Raw genomic sequence first — 19420 nt, 5'->3', positions numbered from 1 at the left:
GGAGCCGCCGGACCTCATGGGCCGGCTGCACTCCGGGCAGACCGGAGGCGGACACCTTGACGCGGCCGTGTAGTCCGTTTCCACGGGCGTGGCGTTCCGGTGCTCGGGAGTGTCGGCGCTCATGAGGTGTCGGTGCTCATGGGGCGTCGGTGCTCATGGGGCGTCGGTGCTCATGGGGTGTCGGGGGCGGGCTCGCCGGGGAGGTCGGCCAGTTCGGCCAGGTCCCGCCCCTCGGAGTCCAGCCAGTACCTGGGGCCGGAGGCGTATCCGGGCCGGTTCCCCGTCAGCTGCTCGACCATCTCCTTCACCAGCGACGTCGGCGCGTAGCACTGCCCGTCGTACTCCCACCGCAGGGGGCGGCCGCGGTCGCCGGTCCAGGTGGCGCGGCCGCGCCTGGGGTCCTCGGCGACCCACCTCTCGATCTCGTTGTTGTCCCAGGCCATGGACTCCGGAAAGGCGCGGAAATGGAGTGTCTGGCCGGGCTGGACCGAGCCGTTGTCGATGATGCGCAGCACCGCCTTGCGGTTGCGGGTGCTGTTCGCGGCGCGCTGCGCCGCCTCGCCGGCCCTGGTCGGCGGTGAGGACCGGGCCGGGGGGCGCGGGCCGGTCGTATCGTCCTATGCTGCGCCAGTCATGGCGGTGCGGTCGTCCGGAAGCGGGTTCACGCCGTCCGAGCGCCGGGGTCCGCCGGTTCCCCGAAGGTTCTGAGCGATACCAAGGAGACTTCCAGTGCTCTCACGGGACGAGGCCATCGACTCCGCCCGCCGGTTCCTCGACGAGGCTTTCCCCGAGGGGGAGTTCACGATCGTCGTGCAGGACGGGCTGACGCAGGAGCACCCGGTGGCGTGGGCGGTGCGGTTCGACTCGCAGGAGCACATCGACACCGGGAACATGGCGCTGGCGCCCTTCGTCCGCGTGGTGGTCGTGCCCAAGGACGGCAGCGGGCCGCACTTCCCCCCGACCCACCAGCCGCTGGGCGAGTACCTGGGTGAGCTGGCCAGGGACGCCTACACCGCTAGCGCCTGACCGCCAGGAGTCCTGGTCTGGGCGCGCGTGTGGGCCGCCCGCGGGTGGCGGGCGGCCCACAGCGGGTCGGGCGGGGCCGGAAGCCGCGTGGCGTGGTCAGGCCGAGACGGTCTGGAACTCCCGCAGGAACGCCTGGTTGAACGCCTTGAGGTCGTCCGGCTTGCGGCTGCTGACCAGGGTGTTCGGTCCATCGGTGCAGACGGAGACCTGTTCGTCGACCCAGTTGGCGCCGGCGTTGCGCAGATCCGTCTGCAGGCTCGGCCAGGAGGTGATCTTCCTGCCGCGCACCACGTCCGCCTCGATCAGCGTCCACGGGCCGTGGCAGATCACCGCCACCGGCTTGCCGGTCTGGAAGAACTCCCGGACGAAGGAGACTGCGCCCTCGTCCATCCTCAGGAAGTCGGGGTTGGCGACGCCGCCGGGCAGCACCAGTCCGTCGTAGTCCTCGACCGCGGCCCGGCCGACCTGCTTGTCCACCTCGAAGGTGTCGGCCTTGTCGAGGTGGTTGAACGCCTGGATCCGCCCGCCGGTGGTGGACAGCAGGCTCGGGGTGCCTCCGGCGTCGATCACGGCCTGCCACGGTTCGGTCAGCTCTACCTGCTCCACGCCCTCGGGGGCGACGAGAAAGGCGACCTTCACTTCTGCCACGTCCTTTCGGCAGCTCGGGTCCTCGGTACATGCTGCGTACTCCCCCGTACCTCGATACGGGTTTCCGCCGGGAGCGGTCCTATGCCACTTTCCGTGTCTTTCCGGGCGGAACGGTCCCGTATCGCGGCACCGTTCGCATCTCCCGCCCCGCCGGCCCCGTCCGCCTCCCCGATGACGCGGAACGGCCCGCCGGAGCGATCGCTCCGGCGGGCCGCACTGTCACCGGTGGCCGCATGTGGCTCATGGGCACGGTGTCGCCCGTGTGACCGCGGGTGTCACCTGGTGCGGTAGGCGTTGACGATCGTCTGGGACAGGGTGTTGCCCTTGTTGTCCTTCACGTTCGCCCTGAAGGAGACCGTGCCCTTCCTGCCGGGGTTCCTGAAGGTGATCTTTCCCTTCCTGACGGTGGTCTTCCTCCAGCTCCCGCCGCCGTCGAAGGAGACGTGGACGGTCAGCGACCTCAGGTGCTTGCCGGCGGCCGTTCCCTGGACGGTGACCGGCACCCTCATGACGGCCCTCGCCCTGGCCGTGCCGTCCAGGGCCAGCTTCGGCGCGAAGCGCACGGCCGTCGCCGGGAGGCGGGTCTCGCCGGAGGTGCGGGCCGAGGTGAAGGTGTGGGTGGCGCTCACCCTGGTGCTCAGCCGGGAGGTCTTGGCCCGGCTGAGGGTGGTGACCAGCTTGTACTCCGCCCTGCCCTTGGGGAGGGTGAAGCCGGTGTGGTCGAGGATCTCCTTCTCCTCGGCGTACTTCTCGCCGTTGCGGTACAGGGTCGTCCGCGCCGAGTCGTAGGCGACGTCGCCGTGGTGGCCGGCGCCGTCCGTGAGCGGGTTCAGCATGCCGTAGAGCTCGTCGCCGTCGCGGAAGATGCCGCCGTACTCGTCCAGGTGGGGTCCGAATACGGCGTTGTTGAAGGTGCGGTGGTAGGTCCTGCCCGCGGTGAACTTCCGCTCGTCGGTGTAGTAGTCGGCCTCGAAGTCGCCCTCGGGGCCGAGCTGGGTGAAGTACTGCGACCAGCGGGTGCCCTCGGCCTTGACGTAGACCGTGTTGGTGCTCGGGAGCCTGCGCTCGGTCCCGATGAAGGAGCCCACGGCTGAGGGCACGGTGGCCAGGACTCCGGTGCGTCCTGGGGCCGAGGCGCCCTGCCGGACGTTCAGCCTGGCCATCTGCGACTTCTTCGTGTGTGTCCTCAGGCCGGTGTAGAAGCCGCCCTCGCGGACGTGGAAGGTGTTGTAGTCGGTGCCCTTGCGGGTCCACACGGCGGCGGCGGTCGAGGTGGCCTCGACGTCGCCCGTGCCGCCGACCTGCGCGGTGCGCAGGGCCCGCCCGCCGCCCTCCGTGCCGCCGTAGAGGCCGACGTAGCCTTCGTCGCCGAGGGTGCCGGTGTACTCGACGGACAGGTCGATCTGCTTCGCCCTGCGGTCGTGCACCGTCATCCTCACCTCCTCGGCCCTGCGGGCGTCGAAGGTGACGGTGGTGTCCTTGGTGAGCCGGACCGCCGGGGCCACGAGCCAGTCGCTGCCCTCGTACTCCTCCTCGGTGCCGCCGGGCAGGGCGATGTCGGTGGACAGGGCGTAGGTGCCCCTGGGTACGCGGACGGTGGTGGTGCCGTCCTCGCCCGTCAGGCTCTTGAACACATCGGTCCGGTAACCGACGAGCATGCTGCTCCACAGGGGGGCGGGCCCGCCGTCGCGGCCGAGGGTGCGCACGGTCAGGTCGTAGGACTCCACCTCGCGGTCGACGGCGCCCGCGGTGCGGACGCTCCGGCCGCCGCCGGCCGCGGTGACCGCCACGCTGTAGCCGCCGTTCACGCTGCCGCCGAGCCGGGTGTCGGCGGTGACGGCGACCTCGGCCGTACCCCCCGCGGGGACGGTGATCTCGTCGGCAGCCAAGGTGAACATGCCCTTGGGGGCGGCCTTGCCCCGGGGGTCGGTGCCGGTGGCGGTCAGGGAGAGGGTGACGTCCTCGGTGCCCAGGTTGCGGTAGGTGATGTCCTTGGTGACCGGCTTGTCGTCGCCGTGCGGCCACTGGGCGGTGCCGAAGCCGATCGACACCGGTTCGGCGACGATCGTCTGCTTCAGCGCCTTGTTCACATCGGCCCGGCCGGAGCCCTGCTGGAAGGCGGTGTAGCCCTTGCCGGGCTCGGTGGAGGCCGTCAGCGCGCCCTTGATCCGCTCGCCGGTCCAGTCGGGGTGCCGCTGGGCCAGCAGCGCGGCCGCGCCGGCGACGTGCGGGGTGGCCATGGAGGTGCCGGAGATGGAGACGTAGCCGTCGGCGACCGGGTCGCCCTCCTGCTCGACGATGCTGCCCTCGGCCGCCGCGGCGCCGATGTCCACGCCGGGGGCGGTCAGGTCGGGCTTGACCGCGCCGTCCCCGGTGCGCGGGCCGATGGAGGAGAAGTCGGCGAGGGCGTCCTGCTTGTCCACGGCGCCGACCGTCAGCGCGGCGTCCGCGCTGCCGGGGCTGGAGATGCTGGAGGCATGGGGGCCCTCGTTGCCGGCGGCGATGACGAAGAGGGCGCCGCTGTCCCGCGACAGCCGGTCGACGGCGTCCTCCATCGGGTCGATCTCGGGGGTGTCGCCGCCGCCGAGGCTGAGGTTGACCACCTCGGCGCCCTGTGCGACGGCCCACTCCATCCCGGCGATGATCTCGGAGTCGCTGCCGTAGCCGGCGTCGTCGAGGACCTTGGCGTTGAGCAGCTTCGCGCCGGGGGCCACCCCCTTGTAGCGGCCGCCGGACTTCGCTCCGGAGCCGGCCGCGATGGAGGCGACGTGGGTGCCGTGCCCGTAGCGGTCCTCGGTGTCCTCGGACGCGGTGAAGTTCTTCTCCGCGGCTATCCGCCCGGCGAAGTCGGGGTGGGCGGCGTCGATGCCGGTGTCGAGGACGGCGATGGTGACGCCCTTGCCGTCGTAGCCGGCCTTCCATGCCGCCGGGGCGCCGATCCGCGCGGTGCTCGTGTCGAGCGCCGCCCTGCGGACGCCGTCGAGGGAGACGGTGGCGACTCCGGGCGCCGCCGCGAGCTGTCCGGCCGAGGCCGGGCGGGTCAGGGCCTTCCACGCCTTGGCGGCCCGGTCCACGGCGACGGCCAGCGCCTCGCCGTTGACCGACCGGAAGGCGGCGCGCACGGTCGGTTCGGCCTCGGCGTGGAGTTCGGCCCTGGCCGCGGGTCTCGCGCCGCGGTAGGTGACGATGACCGGTACGTCGGTGCCGGTCCTGTCCCGGTACTGCTCGCGGCTGAGTTCGGTGACGTCGAACAGCCTCCGGTCGAGCCTGCGTTCGGCGATGAGGCGGGTGACGTCCTGCGGGATCACATAGGTGCGGTCCCCGGTGCGGACGACCCGGACGGGTACGTCCTCGCGTCCTTCGGCGCGGATCACCGAGGTGACCCTGCCGTGCCGGTCCAGCACGACCCGGTCGCCGGTGACGAGGGTGACGGAGCGCCGGCCGCGCTCGGTCCGGTCGGTTCCCCGCGGCGGGCCCGCCGGGAACGCCCCCGTTCCCGGCCCTGTCCTCGGTGCGGTCTGCGGCGCGGCGTCCGGCGCGGCGTCCGGGCCGGTCCTCGGGGCGGCGGACGATGCGGTGGTCAGCCCCATCGTCAGTGCGACGGCCACGGCGGTGGCTATCGCGGCGGCGCCCGCTCTCCTCCGTTGTGTCAACTTTCCCCCTGGTGAGGTGATCACCATGCGTGGGGGGACCCCTGCGGCCCCCCGGCGCGATCAGTCTGCGGGAGGCCGTGACGCCCGCACCATACGGCCTCGTATGGGACAGGTGTTCTGGGTGTGACGCCGCGCCGGTTCCCCTCGGTCCGGGGTCGAAGCGGGCCGCTTCCGGCTCTCGCGACGGTGAGGACGCTCCCGGGGCCTGTCCGGTTCGTCTCCGGCCCGTCTTCCGGTTCTTCCGGTGCCCGGCCGCGAGGCCGCCCGGCGGGAACGGGGAACGGCGGAAGGCGGCGGGAACAGCGCGGTGCGCCGTTCCCGCCGCCTTCCGGGAGGTGCTCCGAAGGAGCGGTGGATGCCGTCAGCGAGCCGTCACGGGCTCTTGCGGAGGATCTGGGGGATCGGAGGGCGGATCAGAGGGCGGATCCGGCCTTCCAGTCCTCCCAGGACATGTTCCAGCCGTTGAGCCCGTTGTCCGGGGTGATCTGCTTGTCGGGCGAGTTCTTGACTATGACCACGTCGCCCAGGAGCGAGTTCTTGAAGAACCAGGCACCGTCCTGGCCGGGGTCGTCCGCGCCCTGGACGTCGTTCAGCCCGACGCAGCCGTGGCTGGTGTTGACGTTGCCGAAGACCGAGTCGGCGCCCCAGTAGTTGCCGTGGATGAAGGTGCCGGAGGTCGACAGGCGCATGGCGTGCGGCACGTCGGGGATGTCGTACTCGCCCTTGCCGTCGTCGTCGGTGAAGCCGACGGTCGCGCCGTTCATCCGGGTCTCCTTGTACTTCTCGGAGATCACCATCTGGCCGTTGTAGGTGGGGGTCTCCGGCGCGCCCGCGGAGATCTTGAAGGTCTTGACGGTCTTGCCGTCCCGGACGACCTCCATGGTCTTGGTCTTCACGTCGACCGTGCTGACCTGGGAGCGGCCGACGGTGAAGCTGAAGCTCTTGTCCTGGACGCCGGTGATGCCGTTCGCGCCCTCGACGCCGTCGAGGTTGAGGTCGACGGTGACCTTGGAGCCGGCCTTCCAGTAGTCCTTGGGCCGGAAGTCCAGGCGGGTGTCGCTGAACCAGTGGCCCACGACCTCCTGGCCGCTGGTGGTGTTGACCTCGATCGCGGCCTGGACGGCCTTCTTGTCGGTGATCCCCTTGTCGAAGTTGAGGGAGACGGGCATGCCGACGCCGACGGTCGAACCGTCCTCGGGCGTGAAGTAGCCGATGAAGCTGTTGTCGGGCGAGACCGTGGTGAAGGTGGCGTTCTCCAGCACCTTGCGGCCCTCGGAGTCCTCGGCCTCGGCGGAGATCGTGTACCGGGTGGCGCGCTGCAGCTGGCCGTTGGGCTTCCAGCCGCTGCCGTCGGCCGCGAGGGTGCCCTCGACCTCCTGGCCGGTCGCGGCTGCCTTCATCGTCACCGAGGTGAGCTTGCCGCCCTTCACCCCGACCTCGGCCGCGTGGATGCTGGCGTTGTCCGCGCCGTCCTTGGGCGTGATGAGTATTCGGGCGTCGGAGGACTTCTCCGCCGCCGCCTTGTCCACCTGGGCCTGCTCCTTCTCCGGCTTCTTCGCGGAACCGGCGTCGGACCCGCCGTCGGCGCTGCCGCTCTCACCCCCGCACGCCGACAGTGTGAGCACTCCACTGAGCAGCGCGGCCGCCGCCACGACGCTCCTGCGGCGCTTGCCGTCCCTCATCACACGCTTCTCCATCCGCTGACGAACCTCTGGCTCCCCGTTCCGCGTCCCACGCCGTCCGGTGAAGGCGAAGCGGGACATCCACCCCACGGCCGCACATACGAGAACGCGAGGGAACTGTGACCCGTTCCACCCAGGGTAAGACTGTGGGGTAAGACACCCTTCGGTCACCAGGGGTTGCACTGGCGGACGGGAATTCCCCCCTCGGGTCCGGATCGTTACCGGCGACCCGTCCACCCGTGACACCCGATCACATCACAGCACTTTCCTCCTGTCACGGCGCTTATATGGCAATGTGACCGATTTCGCATGAGGCGGCCGGGCGGTGGGAGACCACGGGCACCGGCCGCCCTTCACGCGGCCCCCCTCCCGTCGTTAGCATCGGTCACAGCACCACCGATCCGCTGTACCGAGGGGGCTCTTCCGTGCGAGCACACCGTCGACCGCTGGTGACCGCCGCCGTCGCGGGCGGCCTCCTGTGCGGGCTGTGGTTCGTACCGTCCGCGAACGCCACCGGTGACGGCGAACCGGCCGGATCCGCCGCCTCGCAGGCACAGGCCGGCGCACGGACCGACGCACAGGCCGGCGCACAGGACCGGCCGCGGGCCGGCTCCGAAGGCGAGGTGGTGCTGGCCGACACCGGCACCTTCGACAGCACGCCCTACCTCGTCGGCGGTCTCGGATTCCTCGGCGCGGGCGTCGCCCTGCTGGTCAACGCCCGCGTCCGGACCGGCCGTGAGGGGCTCACGCCAGCGGTCCGGTGACGGCCTCGGCCGCCGCCACCAGCCCTCCCGTGCGGACGAACGCCTCCGCCGCCGCCAACTCCGGCGCCAGATAACGATCTTCCCCCGGGCCCCGCACCCCGGCCCCGCGCGCCGCGGCCACCACCGCCGAGGCGGCGGGCGAGGGGGTCAGCCCCTCCGCCGCGCGCAGCTCGACCGCGCGGGCGGCCGCGCACAGCTCCACGGCCACCACGCGGGTCAGCCCGTCGACGGCGGTGCGCAGCTTGCGGGCTGCCGACCAGCCCATCGAGACGTGGTCCTCCTGCATGGCCGAGGACGGGATCGAGTCCACCGAGGCCGGGACCGCCAGCCGCTTCATCTCGCTCACCAGGGCGGCCTGGGTGTACTGGGCGATCATCAGCCCCGAGTCCACGCCCGCGTCGCCCGCCAGGAAGGGCGGCAGCCCGTGGCTGCGGTTGCGGTCCAGCAGCCGGTCGGTGCGGCGCTCGGCGATGGAGGCCAGATCGGCCGCGGCGATGGCCAGGAAGTCCAGCACGTAGGCGACCGGAGCGCCGTGGAAGTTGCCGTTGGACTCCACCCGCCCCGCCTCGGGGAGCACCACCGGATTGTCCACGGCCGCGGCCAGTTCCCGCTCGGCGACGGTGCGGGCGTGCGCCAGGGTGTCGCGTCCGGCGCCCGCGACCTGGGGGGCGCAGCGCACCGAGTAGGCGTCCTGCACGCGCGGGGCGTCGTCCTGGTGGTGGCCGGTGAGTTCGGAGCCGGCCAGGACCTTGAGCATGTTGGCGGCGGAGGCTGCCTGTCCGGGGTGCGGGCGGACGGCGTGCAGCTCGGGCGCGAGCACCCGCTCGGTGCCCAGCAGCGCCTCCAGGGTGAGGGCGGCGGTGATGTCGGCGCAGGTCAGCAGCCGGGCGAGGTCGTCGCAGGCCATCACCAGCATGCCGAGCATGCCGTCGGTGCCGTTGAGGAGGGCCAGCCCCTCCTTCTCCCGCAGCTCTACGGGGGCCAGCCCGTGCTCGGCCAGCAGTTCGGCCACCGGCCGCACCCGCCCGTCGGGGCCCTCGGCCTCGCCCTCGCCCATCAGGGCCAGCGCGCAGTGCGACAGCGGCGCCAGGTCGCCGGAGCAGCCGAGCGAGCCGTACTCGTGGACGACGGGTGTGATGCGCGCGTTGAGCAGGTCCGCCATGGCGCGGGCCACCTCGGGCCGTACCCCGGTGCGGCCCGAGGCCAGTGTCTTCAGCCGCAGGAACATCAGCGCCCGCACCACCTCGCGTTCCACGCGCGGGCCCATGCCGGCGGCGTGCGAGCGGACGATGTTGCGCTGGAGCCGTACGCGCAGCCCGGCGGGGATGTGGCGGACGGCCAGGGCGCCGAAGCCGGTGGAGACGCCGTATACGGGGTCGGGGGCCGCGGCCAGGTCGTCGACGATCCGGCGGGCGGCGGTCAGGGCGGCCAGCGCCTCGTCGGACAGTTCGACGCGGGCCAGGCCGCGGGCGACGGCTACGACGTCCTCGGCGGTGGTGCCGGAGGAGCCGATCACCACGCGGTTCTGCATATCCATATTCAGGAACACTAAAGAGTGAATCGAGTTCTGTCACGACCCTGCCGGGACCGCGCCCGGCCCGCGCCGGACCCGCGTACTCCCCGGGCCCGCGCCTCAAGCGCTCACACGTCCAGGCCGCGCAGCCGGCGGCGGTCGCCCCGGGCTCCGATCCGCCCCTCCTCGGCCTGGTCGGCCAGGCGGACCACGGCGTCCCCGGTGTACTCGGGGCCCTCCGCCCGTCCGGCCGCACCAATCTCCCCGCCGCCGCCCTCGCGCCCGGCCACCACCGGCTTGTCGGTACGGGCGGCCTTGGCCCGGTACTGGGCGGCGTCGGCGAGACGGAACAGCCGGCGGGCCGAGCGGACCGGGCCTATCGGATCGCCCGTCGAGGCGACCCCGCAGGCCACCCCCTGCCCCGTCTCCAGCTCCGCCGCCCGGCGGCACACCTCGTCCGCCACCCGGACCACCTCGTCCGCCGGCGGCCCCACCGCCAGCAGGCAGAACTCGTCCCCGCCCAGCCGGGCGGCCAGGGTCTCCGGGAGCATCGCGCCGCACAGGGACAGCACCGAGGCGAAACGTTCCAGCAGCCGGTCGCCCGCATCGTGGCCCAGCACGTCGTTGACCCCCTTCAGCCCGTTGACGTCGCAGACCAGCAGGCTGACCACCGTCCCGTCCGCGCGGTGCCGCTCCAGCGCCTCGTCCAGCCGCACATCCACCGCCCGGCGGTTCGCCAGGCCGGTGAGGGGGTCGGTGAAGGCCAGCCGGCGCACCTCCTCCAGCCGCTCGGTCTGGGCGATCCCGGCCGCGATCACCGAGGCCAGCGCCTCGGCGAAGTCCGCGTCGGCGCGGTCGAAGACCGGCTGGCCGGGCTCGCGCGCCACGTACAGCTCGCCCCACGCCCGCCCGTCCACCACGACCGGGGCGACCACACAGCAGCCGCGCCCCCGCCGGCGCAGCGCCGGCGGCCGGCCTTCCCGGGGCGCCCCGGGTCCGTACCGAGAGGCCCGCTCCCCGTCGGCGGCCGTCTCCACCCAGGCGTGCGTCCCGGCCCCGGGGCCGCCGCCGTGGCGCAGGCCGGTGATCTCGGGGAAGTCGTGGACCGGGTACGTCTCGTCCTCGGGGAACTCCTCCTCGTCCCCGCGCCGCTCGCCGGTGTTGACCAGCACCCGCAGCAGGCCGCGTTCGCGCTCCCAGACGGACAGGGCCGCGAAGGAGCCGCCCAGCGCGGCCCGCGCGCCCTCGGCGGCGGTGCGGGCGACCTCGCGCAGGGTGTGGGCGGCGGCCATCTCCTGCGCCAGCCCCACCACGGTCCTCAGCCGCGCGTCGTCACCCATGCCGTACCCGATCCACACGACCCAGGTTATGGGCCTTCACTCCGGGTCGCCGACCGGCTCGCACCGGCCCGTCCGGCTCACCGGGCTCGTGCCCGCTCGTCGCCGGGTCACTCCCCCGGCCAGCGCGGGGCCCGCTTCTCGTTGAAGGCGGCGACCCCCTCGGCCCGGTCGCCGGAGAACGCCACCGAGCGCCAGGCCGCGTCCTCGACCTCCAGACCGGCGCGCAGGTTCATCCCCCATCCGGTGCGCAGCGCCCGCTTGGCCGCCCGCAGGCCCACCGGGGAGTTGGCGGCGATGCGCCGGGCCAGCTCCAGCGCCTCGGCGCGGTCCTCGCCGCGGGCCGCCAGATGGTCGACCAGGCCCAGCCCGCGGGCCTCGTCGGCCTCCACCCGGCGCGCGGTGAAGACCAGCTCCGCGGCGCGGGCGGCGCCCACCCGGCGCGGCAGGAGCTGGGTGCCGCCGCCGCCGGGGATCACCCCGACCGACACCTCCGGCAGGCCGACCACCGCGGTGGGGTCGGCGACGATCAGGTCGCAGGACAGGGCCAGCTCGAAGCCGCCGCCGAGCGCGAACCCGTGCACGGCGGCGATCGTCGGCATCGGCAGCTCCAGCACCCCGGTGTAGGCGGCGCGGGCGTACGGCCGCTGCCGGGACAGGTCGGCGTCGCTGAAGGAGTTGCGCTCCTTCAGGTCCGCGCCCACGCAGAACGCCCGCTCGTGGGTGGAGGAGAGCACCACGGCGCGCACCCGCCGGTCCGCCGCGAGCGCGGCGCAGGCGTCCCCGATGTTCCGGGCCATCTCGGTGGAGACGGCGTTCATCGCCTTCGGCCGGTCCAGCACCAGCTCGGCGACGTGTCCCTCCGGCTCCCGCCGCACCGCGACCCACTCGCCGAACCGCTCCTCGCCCACGCCCTCGCTCACGTCGCCCACGCAGCCCTTCCGGTTAACGATCGCTCACTGGTGTACGGGCGCATCATGCCATCCGCCCCGCCCGGCACGTCAGGGGCGGGCGGCGGTACGCGGACGGGGGGCGCCGCGAGCCGGGGTGGTGCGAGACCGCCGGACGGCGGTCAGGAGCCGGGGGCGCGGCGGGTCAGCAGCCAGGGCTCGATGACGCCCAGGCCGCGCACCGGGCGCTGGTAGAGGGGCCGCAGCGCGAAGCGGTACGGCGCGTCGGCGTCCGTCTCCTTCTCCGACTCCGGCGCCTCCCCGGCGGCCACCAGCTCGGCGCGCAGCGCGCCGTCCACCAGCACCGCGTCCTTGGGCGCTATCGAGGTCAGCCGGCTGGCCAGGTTGACCGTGTTGCCGAAGACATCGCCCATCCGGGTGGTGACCGTGCCCAGGGCCATGCCCACCCGCAGCTCCGGCATCGTCGCGTCGTTGGCCAGGGTCTCGATCAGCCGCAGCCCGATCTCGGCCGCGGTGCCCGCGTCGTCGGCGACGTAGAGCACCTCGTCGCCGAGCGTCTTGATCAGCCGGCCGCCGTGCGCGGCGACCAGATCGGCGGCGGTGGTCTCGAACGCCTCGACCAGCTCGCCCAGCTCCTCCTCCTCCAGCCGGCGCGTCAGCCGGGTGAAACCGACCAGATCGGCGAAGGCGACCGCCAGGCGCCGGTCCACCATCTCCTCGTCGTCGGCCGCCTGCACCACCCGGCCGGTGGCGGCGGCGAGCTGCCGCCGCCAGACGTACACCAGGAACTCCTGGAGTTCCGGCAGCAGCAGTTCGACCAGCGGGTAGGCCACCTCGGTGCGGGTCATGCCCGGCTCGGGCGGCTCGGTCAGGCCCTCCAGGAAGGAGTCGATCTGCCACTCGGCCAGCCGCGCGGTGGTCTGCCCGGTGGACCGCGCCACCTGCACCGCCATCGCCTCGCTCAGCAGCCCCGCCTCCACCAGGCCGGCCAGCCGCCGCAGCGCGATCACGTCCGTCTCGGTGAGCGCCTTGGCCTGGCCGATGTCGGCGAACCCCATCGCGCGCCAGAAGCGGGCGGCCAGCTCCATGGGGACGTCGGCGGCGCGGGCCGCCTGGAAGGGCGTGTACTGCCGGCCGGCGCCGAGGATCAGCTGCTCGATGCGGAGCGCGAGGGGGTCCCCCTCCAAAGGGGCCTGTTCGTGAGCCGCCCCACCGGCCGCCTCACCGGTCACCTCACCGTCCGCCTCACCGGTCACCCCATCGGTCACCTCACCGTCCGCCTCACCGGCCGCCTCACCGGCCGCTTCGCCGTCCGTCGCCGGCTCTTCGGCTGGGGTGCCCGAGTCGTCCACTGCCCTTCCGATCCACTCACTGCCGCCGCGCCCGCCGCGCTGGGTCGACTCAACGATACGGCAGGTGTGCCCTGGCTCACTCTCCCGGCGACCGCTCCCGCGGCCGCCCCTACTCCCCCTGTGAACCGGGCCTGAGGTGCACGATGTCACCCGCGCCCACCGGCTGCTGCACACCCTCGGCGCCGGCCAGGACCAGGCGTCCCGCACCGTCCACGGCGACCGCCTCGCCCAGCAGTTCGCGCTCCCCGGGCAGCACCGCGCGCACCCGCCGGCCCAGCGTGGCGCAGCCGGCGGTGTACGCCTCGCGCGCTCCGCTCGCCTCCGGGTCGCCGCCGGCCTCCCGCCAGCGGCCGTACCACTCCTCCACGGAGCGCAGCACCGCGCGCAGCAGGGTGTCGCGGTCGGTGACGCGCGCGCCCGCCAGGGCCAGGGAGCCTGCCCCGGGCACCGGCAGTTCCTCCTCGCGCAGTGTGACGTTGAGACCGATGCCCAGCACCACGGCGGCGTGGCCGCCGGGGCGTTCGACCCGCTCTGAGAGGATGCCGCCGATCTTGCGCTCCTCGTCCCCGGAGCGCACCAGGACGTCGTTGGGCCACTTCAGCACCACGTCCGCCCCGGCGACGCGGGACAGGGCGGAGGCGGTGGCGACCCCGGCGAGCAGCGGCAGCCAGCTCCACCGGTCGGCGGGCGCCTCGGGGGTCAGCAGCACGGAGAGGAACAGCCCCGAGCGGGCGGGCGCCGTCCAGGTGCGCTCCAGCCGCCCGCGCCCCGCGGTCTGCCGCTCGGCGACCAGCACCTCCCCCTCCCGTGCCTCGCCGCGGGCGGCCCGCGCGGCGAGGTCGGTGTTGGTGGAGCCGGTGGAGTCCACCACCTCCAGCGAGGTCCACAGCGATTCGGGCCGCACCAGCGCACGGCGCAGCGAGGCGGCGTTCAGCGGGGGGCGCTCCAGGTCCGACCAGGGACTGTCCGACGGGTCGTTCGGTGTCATGCAAGACAGATTAGGTGTGGCAAACGCCGCACCGCCGGATCACTCCCGCGCCGATACGCTACGAGTCGGTAGCCAGACGCCACGACGCACGACGCACGACGCACGACGACCGCACGCCACGACGAGGAGCCGCAGCCCGTGTCCGAGCAGCAGAGCCCAGCCCCCGAGGACCAGGATCGTCACACGACCGCGGGCAGGATCGCGGATCTGCGGCGGCGCATCGAGGAGGCCACGCACGCGGGTTCGGCGCGCGCGGTGGAAAAGCAGCACGCCAAGGGCAAGCTGACCGCCCGCGAGCGAATCGAACTGCTCCTGGACGAGGGGTCGTTCACCGAGCTGGACGAGTTCGCCCGCCACCGCTCGACCAACTTCGGCCTGGACGCCAACCGCCCCTACGGCGACGGTGTCGTCACCGGCTACGGCACGGTCGACGGCCGCCCGGTGGCCGTCTTCTCCCAGGACTTCACCGTCTTCGGCGGCGCGCTGGGCGAGGTCTACGGCCAGAAGATCGTCAAGGTGATGGACTTCGCGCTGAAGACCGGCTGCCCGGTCATCGGCATCAACGACTCCGGCGGCGCCCGCATCCAGGAGGGTGTGGCCTCGCTCGGCGCCTACGGCGAGATCTTCCGCCGCAACACCCACGCCTCCGGTGTGATCCCGCAGATCTCGCTGGTGGTGGGTCCGTGCGCGGGCGGCGCGGTCTACTCCCCGGCGATCACCGACTTCACGGTGATGGTCGACCAGACCTCGCACATGTTCATCACCGGCCCCGACGTCATCAAGACCGTCACCGGCGAGGACGTCGGCTTCGAGGAGCTGGGCGGCGCCCGCACCCACAACTCCACCTCCGGCGTGGCGCACTACATGGCCTCCGGCGAGGAGGACGCGGTCGAGTACGTCAAGGCGCTGCTGTCGTACCTGCCGTCCAACAACCTCTCCGAGCCGCCCGCCTTCCCCGAGGAGGCGGACCTGGAGACCTCCGGGACCGACCTCGAACTGGACACGCTGATCCCGGACTCGGCCAACCAGCCGTACGACATGCACGGCGTGATCGAGCACGTGCTGGACGACGGCGAGTTCCTGGAGACCCAGCCGCTGTTCGCGCCGAACATCCTCACCGGCTTCGGCCGGGTGGAGGGCCACCCGGTCGGGATCGTCGCCAACCAGCCGATGCAGTTCGCCGGCTGCCTGGACATCGACGCCTCCGAGAAGGCCGCGCGCTTCGTGCGCACCTGCGACGCCTTCAACGTCCCCGTGCTGACCTTCGTGGACGTGCCCGGCTTCCTGCCCGGCACCGACCAGGAGTACGGCGGCATCATCCGGCGCGGCGCCAAGCTGATCTACGCCTACGCCGAGGCGACGGTGCCGCTGATCACCGTCATCACCCGCAAGGCGTTCGGCGGCGCGTACGACGTGATGGGCTCCAAGCACCTGGGCGCCGACCTCAACCTCGCCTGGCCCACCGCCCAGATCGCGGTGATGGGCGCGCAGGGCGCGGTCAACATCCTGCACCGCAGGACGCTGGCGGCGGCGAAGACGGACGAGGAGCGCGAGGAGCTGCGGGCGAAGCTGACCGCCGAGTACGAGGACACCCTGCTCAACCCGTACGTGGCCGCCGAGCGCGGGTACGTGGACGCGGTGGTGGTGCCCTCCGAGACGCGCCGCCACATCGTGCGGGGCCTGCGCTCGCTGCGCAACAAGCGCGAGTCGCTGCCGCCGAAGAAGCACGGCAACATCCCCCTCTGACCGCCCCGTGACCGCCCTGACCGCCCTGACCGCCCGCGACAGCGAGGAGACCGTGACGTGATCAAGGTCGTACGCGGCAACCCGACCCCCGAGGAACTGGCCGCCGCCCTGGCGGTGGTGCGCACCCGGGCCGCGGCCCTCGCGGCCGCGGAGGAGGCCGACGGGTCCGCCGAGCGCGGCTCGGAGTGGTCGGACCCGGCCCGCACCGTCCCCGGCCACCGCCTGCCGCACCCGGGCCCGCGGGCCTGGCGGACGGCGTACTGGCCCGCCTGACCTGCCCATCGGCGAGAGACACCGCACACGGCCGGGCGCCTGAGTACGCGTACTCAGGCGCCCGGCCCGGCCGTGGCGCAGGATCGGGGCATGCTCTGGTCCGACCCGGCCGACGAACCCCCCGAGGAGCTGCGCACCACCCAGGCGATGCTCCGCCGCACCGGCTGGCTGCTCGCCGTCGCCATGGTGGCGGTCTTCCTGCTGCTGTGAGCGAGCGGCCCCGGCCCCGGGCGGTCGGGAGGCTTCCTAGGATGGGCCGTATGGCCCACACCAACGCGCCCCGCCGCCGTCTCGTCCTCGCCTCCCAGTCCCCCGCCCGGCTCGGGCTGCTCAGGCAGGCGGGGATGGTGCCCGAGGTGATCGTCAGCGGTGTGGACGAGGACGCCCTGGACGCCCCCACCCCGGGCGAGCTGGCCCTGCTGCTGGCCGAGGCGAAGGCCGGCGCCGTGGCGGGGCGCCCCGAGGCCGCGGGCGCACTCGTCGTCGGCTGCGACTCGGTGCTGGAGCTGGACGGGCGGCCGCTGGGCAAGCCGGCGGACGCCGAGGAGGCCACGGCCCGCTGGAAGGACATGCGCGGGCGGGCGGGCGTCCTGGTGACCGGGCACTGCGTGGTGGACACGGCCACCGGCCGCCGCGTCTCGGCGACCGCCGCCACCACCGTCCGCTTCGGTGAGCCGAGCGACGAGGAGATCGCCGCCTACGTCGCCAGCGGCGAACCGCTGCACGTCGCGGGCGCCTTCACCCTCGACGGCCGCTCGGCCCCCTTCGTCGACGGCATCGAGGGCGACCACGGCAACGTCATCGGGCTGTCGCTGCCGCTGCTGCGCCGCCTCCTGGCCGAACTGGGCGTCTCCGTCACGGAGCTGTGGGCGTAAGAGGCGGCCCGGCCGGTCCCGCCGGAGCCTCCCCGGATCCCTCCGGGCCCTCCGGCGCGTCCGGACCCCGCGTCTCCTTCGTACGGCCGCGGGGGCCGTACGCCACCAGGGTCAGCACCAGCAGTCCCAGCACGAGCATCATGGCCGCGAACGCGGCCCAGCCAACCAGCCCGACGCCGAGGGCGCCGAGCACCCCGTGCACCACGGCCGCGGCGACCAGCAGGGCGCGGGAGGGGCGGCCGGGCGGCCGGTCGGCCAGCCCCGTACGCAGCAGCAGTGCGGCGCACAGCAGCAGGTAGGCGCCGACGAGCACACCGCCGGTCCACGTCGAGAGGGCCATCAGGTGCGGGTCGAGCCCGGCCAGGGACATCTCCTGACGGTCGACCATGAGGCCCAGGACCCAGTGCAGCCACCCGGCGCCGGCGGCTTCGGCCGCGAGCACGGCGGCCGCCGTCAGGGCCACCGGCCTTCTGAGCGCCATCCCGTCCCCCACCCCTCGTCCCGTGGGCGCGCGGTGCGCGGCCCCTTCGACAGCGCGCATGCTACTAACGGGTAACGGCTCGGGAAAGACCTCGCGCCCCGGCAAAGAATCACCCCTCCGTTCGTAGGAATCCCACAAAGAGTCAGGGACGCTCGTTTCTCAGCCGGACAGTAACCTTGACCACACCGAAGATCTCCAGCCGGACGCGAGATCGCGGCGTACCGTGTACCCACAAGGGATTTGGGCTCCCGGGGACTTTCGGGATCACATTCCGTGTGGGCAAGCTCACCCCCCTGGGCGACTCGGCCTGCGGTGTCGCCGATACCTAAACTCACATCGCTCATATGTTGCGGCCCAGCGCCAAGGAGGAAGCCATCGTGCGCAAGGTGCTCATCGCCAATCGCGGTGAAATCGCTGTCCGGGTCGCCCGGGCCTGCCGGGACGCCGGGATCGCGAGCGTGGCCGTCTACGCCGACCCGGACCGGGACGCGCTCCACGTGCGGGCGGCGGACGAGGCCTTCGCGCTCGGTGGCGACACCCCCGCCACCAGCTACCTGGACATGGACAAGGTGCTCAGGGCCGCCGCCGACTCCGGCGCCGACGCGGTCCACCCCGGCTACGGCTTCCTGTCGGAGAACGCCGACTTCGCCCAGGCCGTCCTCGACGCCGGGCTGACCTGGATCGGCCCGCCTCCGCAGGCCATCCGCGACCTGGGCGACAAGGTCGCCGCCCGCCACATCGCCCAGCGCGCCGGCGCCCCGCTGGTGGCCGGCACCCCCGACCCGGTCTCCGGCGCGGACGAGGTCGTCGCCTTCGCCACCGAGCACGGCCTGCCCATCGCGATCAAGGCCGCCTTCGGCGGCGGCGGACGCGGCCTGAAGGTCGCCCGCACCCTTGAGGAGGTCCCCGAGCTGTACGACTCCGCGGTGCGCGAGGCGGTGGCCGCCTTCGGCCGCGGCGAGTGCTTCGTGGAGCGCTACCTGGACCGGCCCCGGCACGTGGAGACCCAGTGCCTGGCCGACACCCACGGCAACGTGGTGGTCGTCTCCACCCGGGACTGCTCGCTGCAGCGCCGCCACCAGAAACTGGTCGAGGAGGCCCCCGCCCCGTTCCTGACCGACGCGCAGAACGCCGAGCTGTACCGCGCCTCCAAGGCCATCCTGAAGGAGGCCGGCTACGTCGGCGCCGGCACCTGCGAGTTCCTGGTCGGCCAGGACGGCACCATCTCCTTCCTGGAGGTCAACACCCGCCTGCAGGTCGAGCACCCGGTCACCGAGGAGGTCACCGGCCTGGACCTGGTGCGCGAGATGTTCCGCATCGCCGACGGCGAACCGCTGGGCTACGACGACCCGCCGGTGCGCGGCCACTCGCTGGAGTTCCGCATCAACGGCGAGGACCCCGGCCGGGGCTTCCTGCCCGCCCCGGGCACCGTCACCCGCTTCGATCCGCCCGCCGGCCCGGGCGTGCGCCTGGACGCCGGGGTGGAGTCCGGCTCGGTCATCGGCCCGGCCTGGGACTCGCTGCTGGCCAAGCTGATCGTCACCGGCGCCACCCGGGCCCAGGCGCTGCAGCGGGCCGCCCGGGCGCTGGCGGAGTTCACCGTGGAGGGCATGGCCACCGCCCTGCCCTTCCACCGCACGGTGGTCGCCGACCCGGCCTTCGCCCCCGAGGTCAACGGCCGGCCCGCCGGCCCCTTCGAGGTCCACACCCGGTGGATCGAGACCGAGTTCGTCAACGAGATCAGCCCGTTCACCGCGCCCGGCGCGGACGCCGAGGACGACGACGAGCCCGGCCGCGAGACGGTGGTCGTCGAGGTCGGCGGCAAGCGCCTGGAGGTCTCCCTGCCCGCCGCGCTGGGCATGTCCCTGGCCCGTACCGCCGCGGCCGGCGGCGCCCGCCCCAAACGCCGCGCGGCCAGGAAGTCCGGTCCGGCCGCCTCCGGTGACGCGCTGGCCTCCCCGATGCAGGGCACCATCGTCAAGATCGCCGTCGAGGAGGGCCAGACGGTGGCCGAGGGCGAGCTGATCGTGGTGCTGGAGGCGATGAAGATGGAACAGCCCATCAACGCCCACCGCGCCGGCACCGTCAAGGGCCTGACCGCCGCCGTCGGCACCGGTGTCAGCGCCGGCGCCGTCATCTGCGAGATCAAGGACTGAACCCGAACCGGCCCG

At 73.2% G+C, this 19420-nt stretch carries 17 protein-coding genes; 7 read left to right on the top strand and 10 right to left on the bottom strand.

Going from position 1 to position 19420, the window contains the following annotated elements:
• Positions 1-170: 170 nt before the first annotated feature.
• Positions 171-515 (bottom strand): hypothetical protein, encoded by a 345-nt coding sequence (locus CUT83_RS15235; RefSeq protein WP_101256383.1) that lies wholly within the window; start codon positions 513-515, stop codon positions 171-173.
• A gap of 214 nt (positions 516-729) precedes the next feature.
• Between CUT83_RS15235 and CUT83_RS15230 the strand changes: the two genes are divergently transcribed.
• On the top strand, positions 730-1026 hold the full coding sequence (locus CUT83_RS15230; protein ID WP_158239020.1) for a YrhB domain-containing protein: 297 nt from the start codon (positions 730-732) through the stop codon (positions 1024-1026).
• Between the two features lie 96 nt (positions 1027-1122).
• On the opposite strand, the gene CUT83_RS15225 is transcribed toward CUT83_RS15230, so the two are convergent.
• From CUT83_RS15225 to CUT83_RS15215, 3 genes are all read right to left on the bottom strand, one after another.
• Positions 1123-1665, bottom strand: a complete 543-nt coding sequence (locus CUT83_RS15225) for a type 1 glutamine amidotransferase domain-containing protein (protein WP_101256381.1) — start codon at positions 1663-1665, stop codon at positions 1123-1125.
• A 284-nt stretch (positions 1666-1949) separates the two neighbouring features.
• A complete protein-coding gene (locus CUT83_RS15220) occupies positions 1950-5282 on the bottom strand; it encodes a S8 family serine peptidase (protein WP_338154113.1) in 3333 nt (1110 codons plus the stop codon).
• Between the two features lie 458 nt (positions 5283-5740).
• The gene (locus CUT83_RS15215) at positions 5741-7024 is read right to left on the bottom strand and encodes a L,D-transpeptidase (RefSeq protein WP_101256379.1); all 1284 of its coding nucleotides are present in this window, start codon (positions 7022-7024) and stop codon (positions 5741-5743) included.
• A gap of 410 nt (positions 7025-7434) precedes the next feature.
• Between CUT83_RS15215 and CUT83_RS15210 the strand changes: the two genes are divergently transcribed.
• On the top strand, positions 7435-7773 hold the full coding sequence (locus tag CUT83_RS15210; RefSeq protein WP_101256378.1) for a hypothetical protein: 339 nt from the start codon (positions 7435-7437) through the stop codon (positions 7771-7773).
• Here CUT83_RS15210 and hutH read toward each other — a convergent pair.
• The 5 genes from hutH to CUT83_RS15185 all read right to left on the bottom strand — a co-directional run bounded on the left by hutH (position 7754) and on the right by CUT83_RS15185 (position 13874).
• Positions 7754-9310: a histidine ammonia-lyase gene (gene hutH, locus CUT83_RS15205; RefSeq protein WP_173915079.1), complete on the bottom strand. Its 1557-nt coding sequence runs from the start codon at positions 9308-9310 to the stop codon at positions 7754-7756. The genes CUT83_RS15210 and hutH overlap by 20 nt on opposite strands.
• A gap of 104 nt (positions 9311-9414) precedes the next feature.
• Positions 9415-10626: a GGDEF domain-containing protein gene (locus CUT83_RS15200; protein ID WP_101256424.1), complete on the bottom strand. Its 1212-nt coding sequence runs from the start codon at positions 10624-10626 to the stop codon at positions 9415-9417.
• A 107-nt stretch (positions 10627-10733) separates the two neighbouring features.
• Positions 10734-11534: an enoyl-CoA hydratase/isomerase family protein gene (locus tag CUT83_RS15195; protein WP_101256423.1), complete on the bottom strand. Its 801-nt coding sequence runs from the start codon at positions 11532-11534 to the stop codon at positions 10734-10736.
• Positions 11535-11695: 161 nt separating this feature from the next.
• On the bottom strand, positions 11696-12766 hold the full coding sequence (locus CUT83_RS15190; protein WP_240957566.1) for an adenylate/guanylate cyclase domain-containing protein: 1071 nt from the start codon (positions 12764-12766) through the stop codon (positions 11696-11698).
• A gap of 229 nt (positions 12767-12995) precedes the next feature.
• On the bottom strand, positions 12996-13874 hold the full coding sequence (locus tag CUT83_RS15185; RefSeq protein WP_101256375.1) for a biotin--[acetyl-CoA-carboxylase] ligase: 879 nt from the start codon (positions 13872-13874) through the stop codon (positions 12996-12998).
• 138 nt (positions 13875-14012) lie between these two features.
• Between CUT83_RS15185 and CUT83_RS15180 the strand changes: the two genes are divergently transcribed.
• From CUT83_RS15180 to CUT83_RS15170, 4 genes are all read left to right on the top strand, one after another.
• Positions 14013-15620 carry an acyl-CoA carboxylase subunit beta gene (locus CUT83_RS15180; protein ID WP_101256374.1) on the top strand — a complete coding sequence of 536 codons (1608 nt, stop codon included), beginning with the start codon at positions 14013-14015 and terminating at the stop codon, positions 15618-15620.
• A 57-nt stretch (positions 15621-15677) separates the two neighbouring features.
• The gene (locus tag CUT83_RS15175; protein ID WP_101256373.1) at positions 15678-15893 is read left to right on the top strand and encodes an acyl-CoA carboxylase subunit epsilon; all 216 of its coding nucleotides are present in this window, start codon (positions 15678-15680) and stop codon (positions 15891-15893) included.
• Between the two features lie 90 nt (positions 15894-15983).
• A complete protein-coding gene (mmpB, locus tag CUT83_RS31600; RefSeq protein WP_369126572.1) occupies positions 15984-16103 on the top strand; it encodes a morphogenic membrane protein MmpB in 120 nt (39 codons plus the stop codon).
• A gap of 50 nt (positions 16104-16153) precedes the next feature.
• Complete coding sequence (locus CUT83_RS15170) at positions 16154-16768, top strand: nucleoside triphosphate pyrophosphatase (protein ID WP_101256422.1); 615 nt, start codon at positions 16154-16156, stop codon at positions 16766-16768.
• On the opposite strand, the gene CUT83_RS15165 is transcribed toward CUT83_RS15170, so the two are convergent.
• Positions 16749-17249: a hypothetical protein gene (locus tag CUT83_RS15165; RefSeq protein WP_101256421.1), complete on the bottom strand. Its 501-nt coding sequence runs from the start codon at positions 17247-17249 to the stop codon at positions 16749-16751. The two genes, CUT83_RS15170 and CUT83_RS15165, sit on opposite strands and share 20 nt — an antisense overlap.
• A gap of 377 nt (positions 17250-17626) precedes the next feature.
• On the opposite strand from CUT83_RS15165, the gene CUT83_RS15160 reads away from it, so the two are divergent.
• Entirely contained in the window at positions 17627-19405 is a 1779-nt protein-coding gene (locus CUT83_RS15160) for an acetyl/propionyl/methylcrotonyl-CoA carboxylase subunit alpha (protein ID WP_101255216.1), read from the top strand.
• Positions 19406-19420 lie beyond the last annotated feature (15 nt).

The sequence above is a fragment of the Streptomyces barkulensis genome (assembly GCF_002843305.1).
GTDB lineage: Bacteria > Actinomycetota > Actinomycetes > Streptomycetales > Streptomycetaceae > Streptomyces > Streptomyces barkulensis.
The sequence above is the reverse complement of the archived record's forward strand: the minus strand, read 5'-3'. Positions and strand labels throughout refer to the sequence as shown.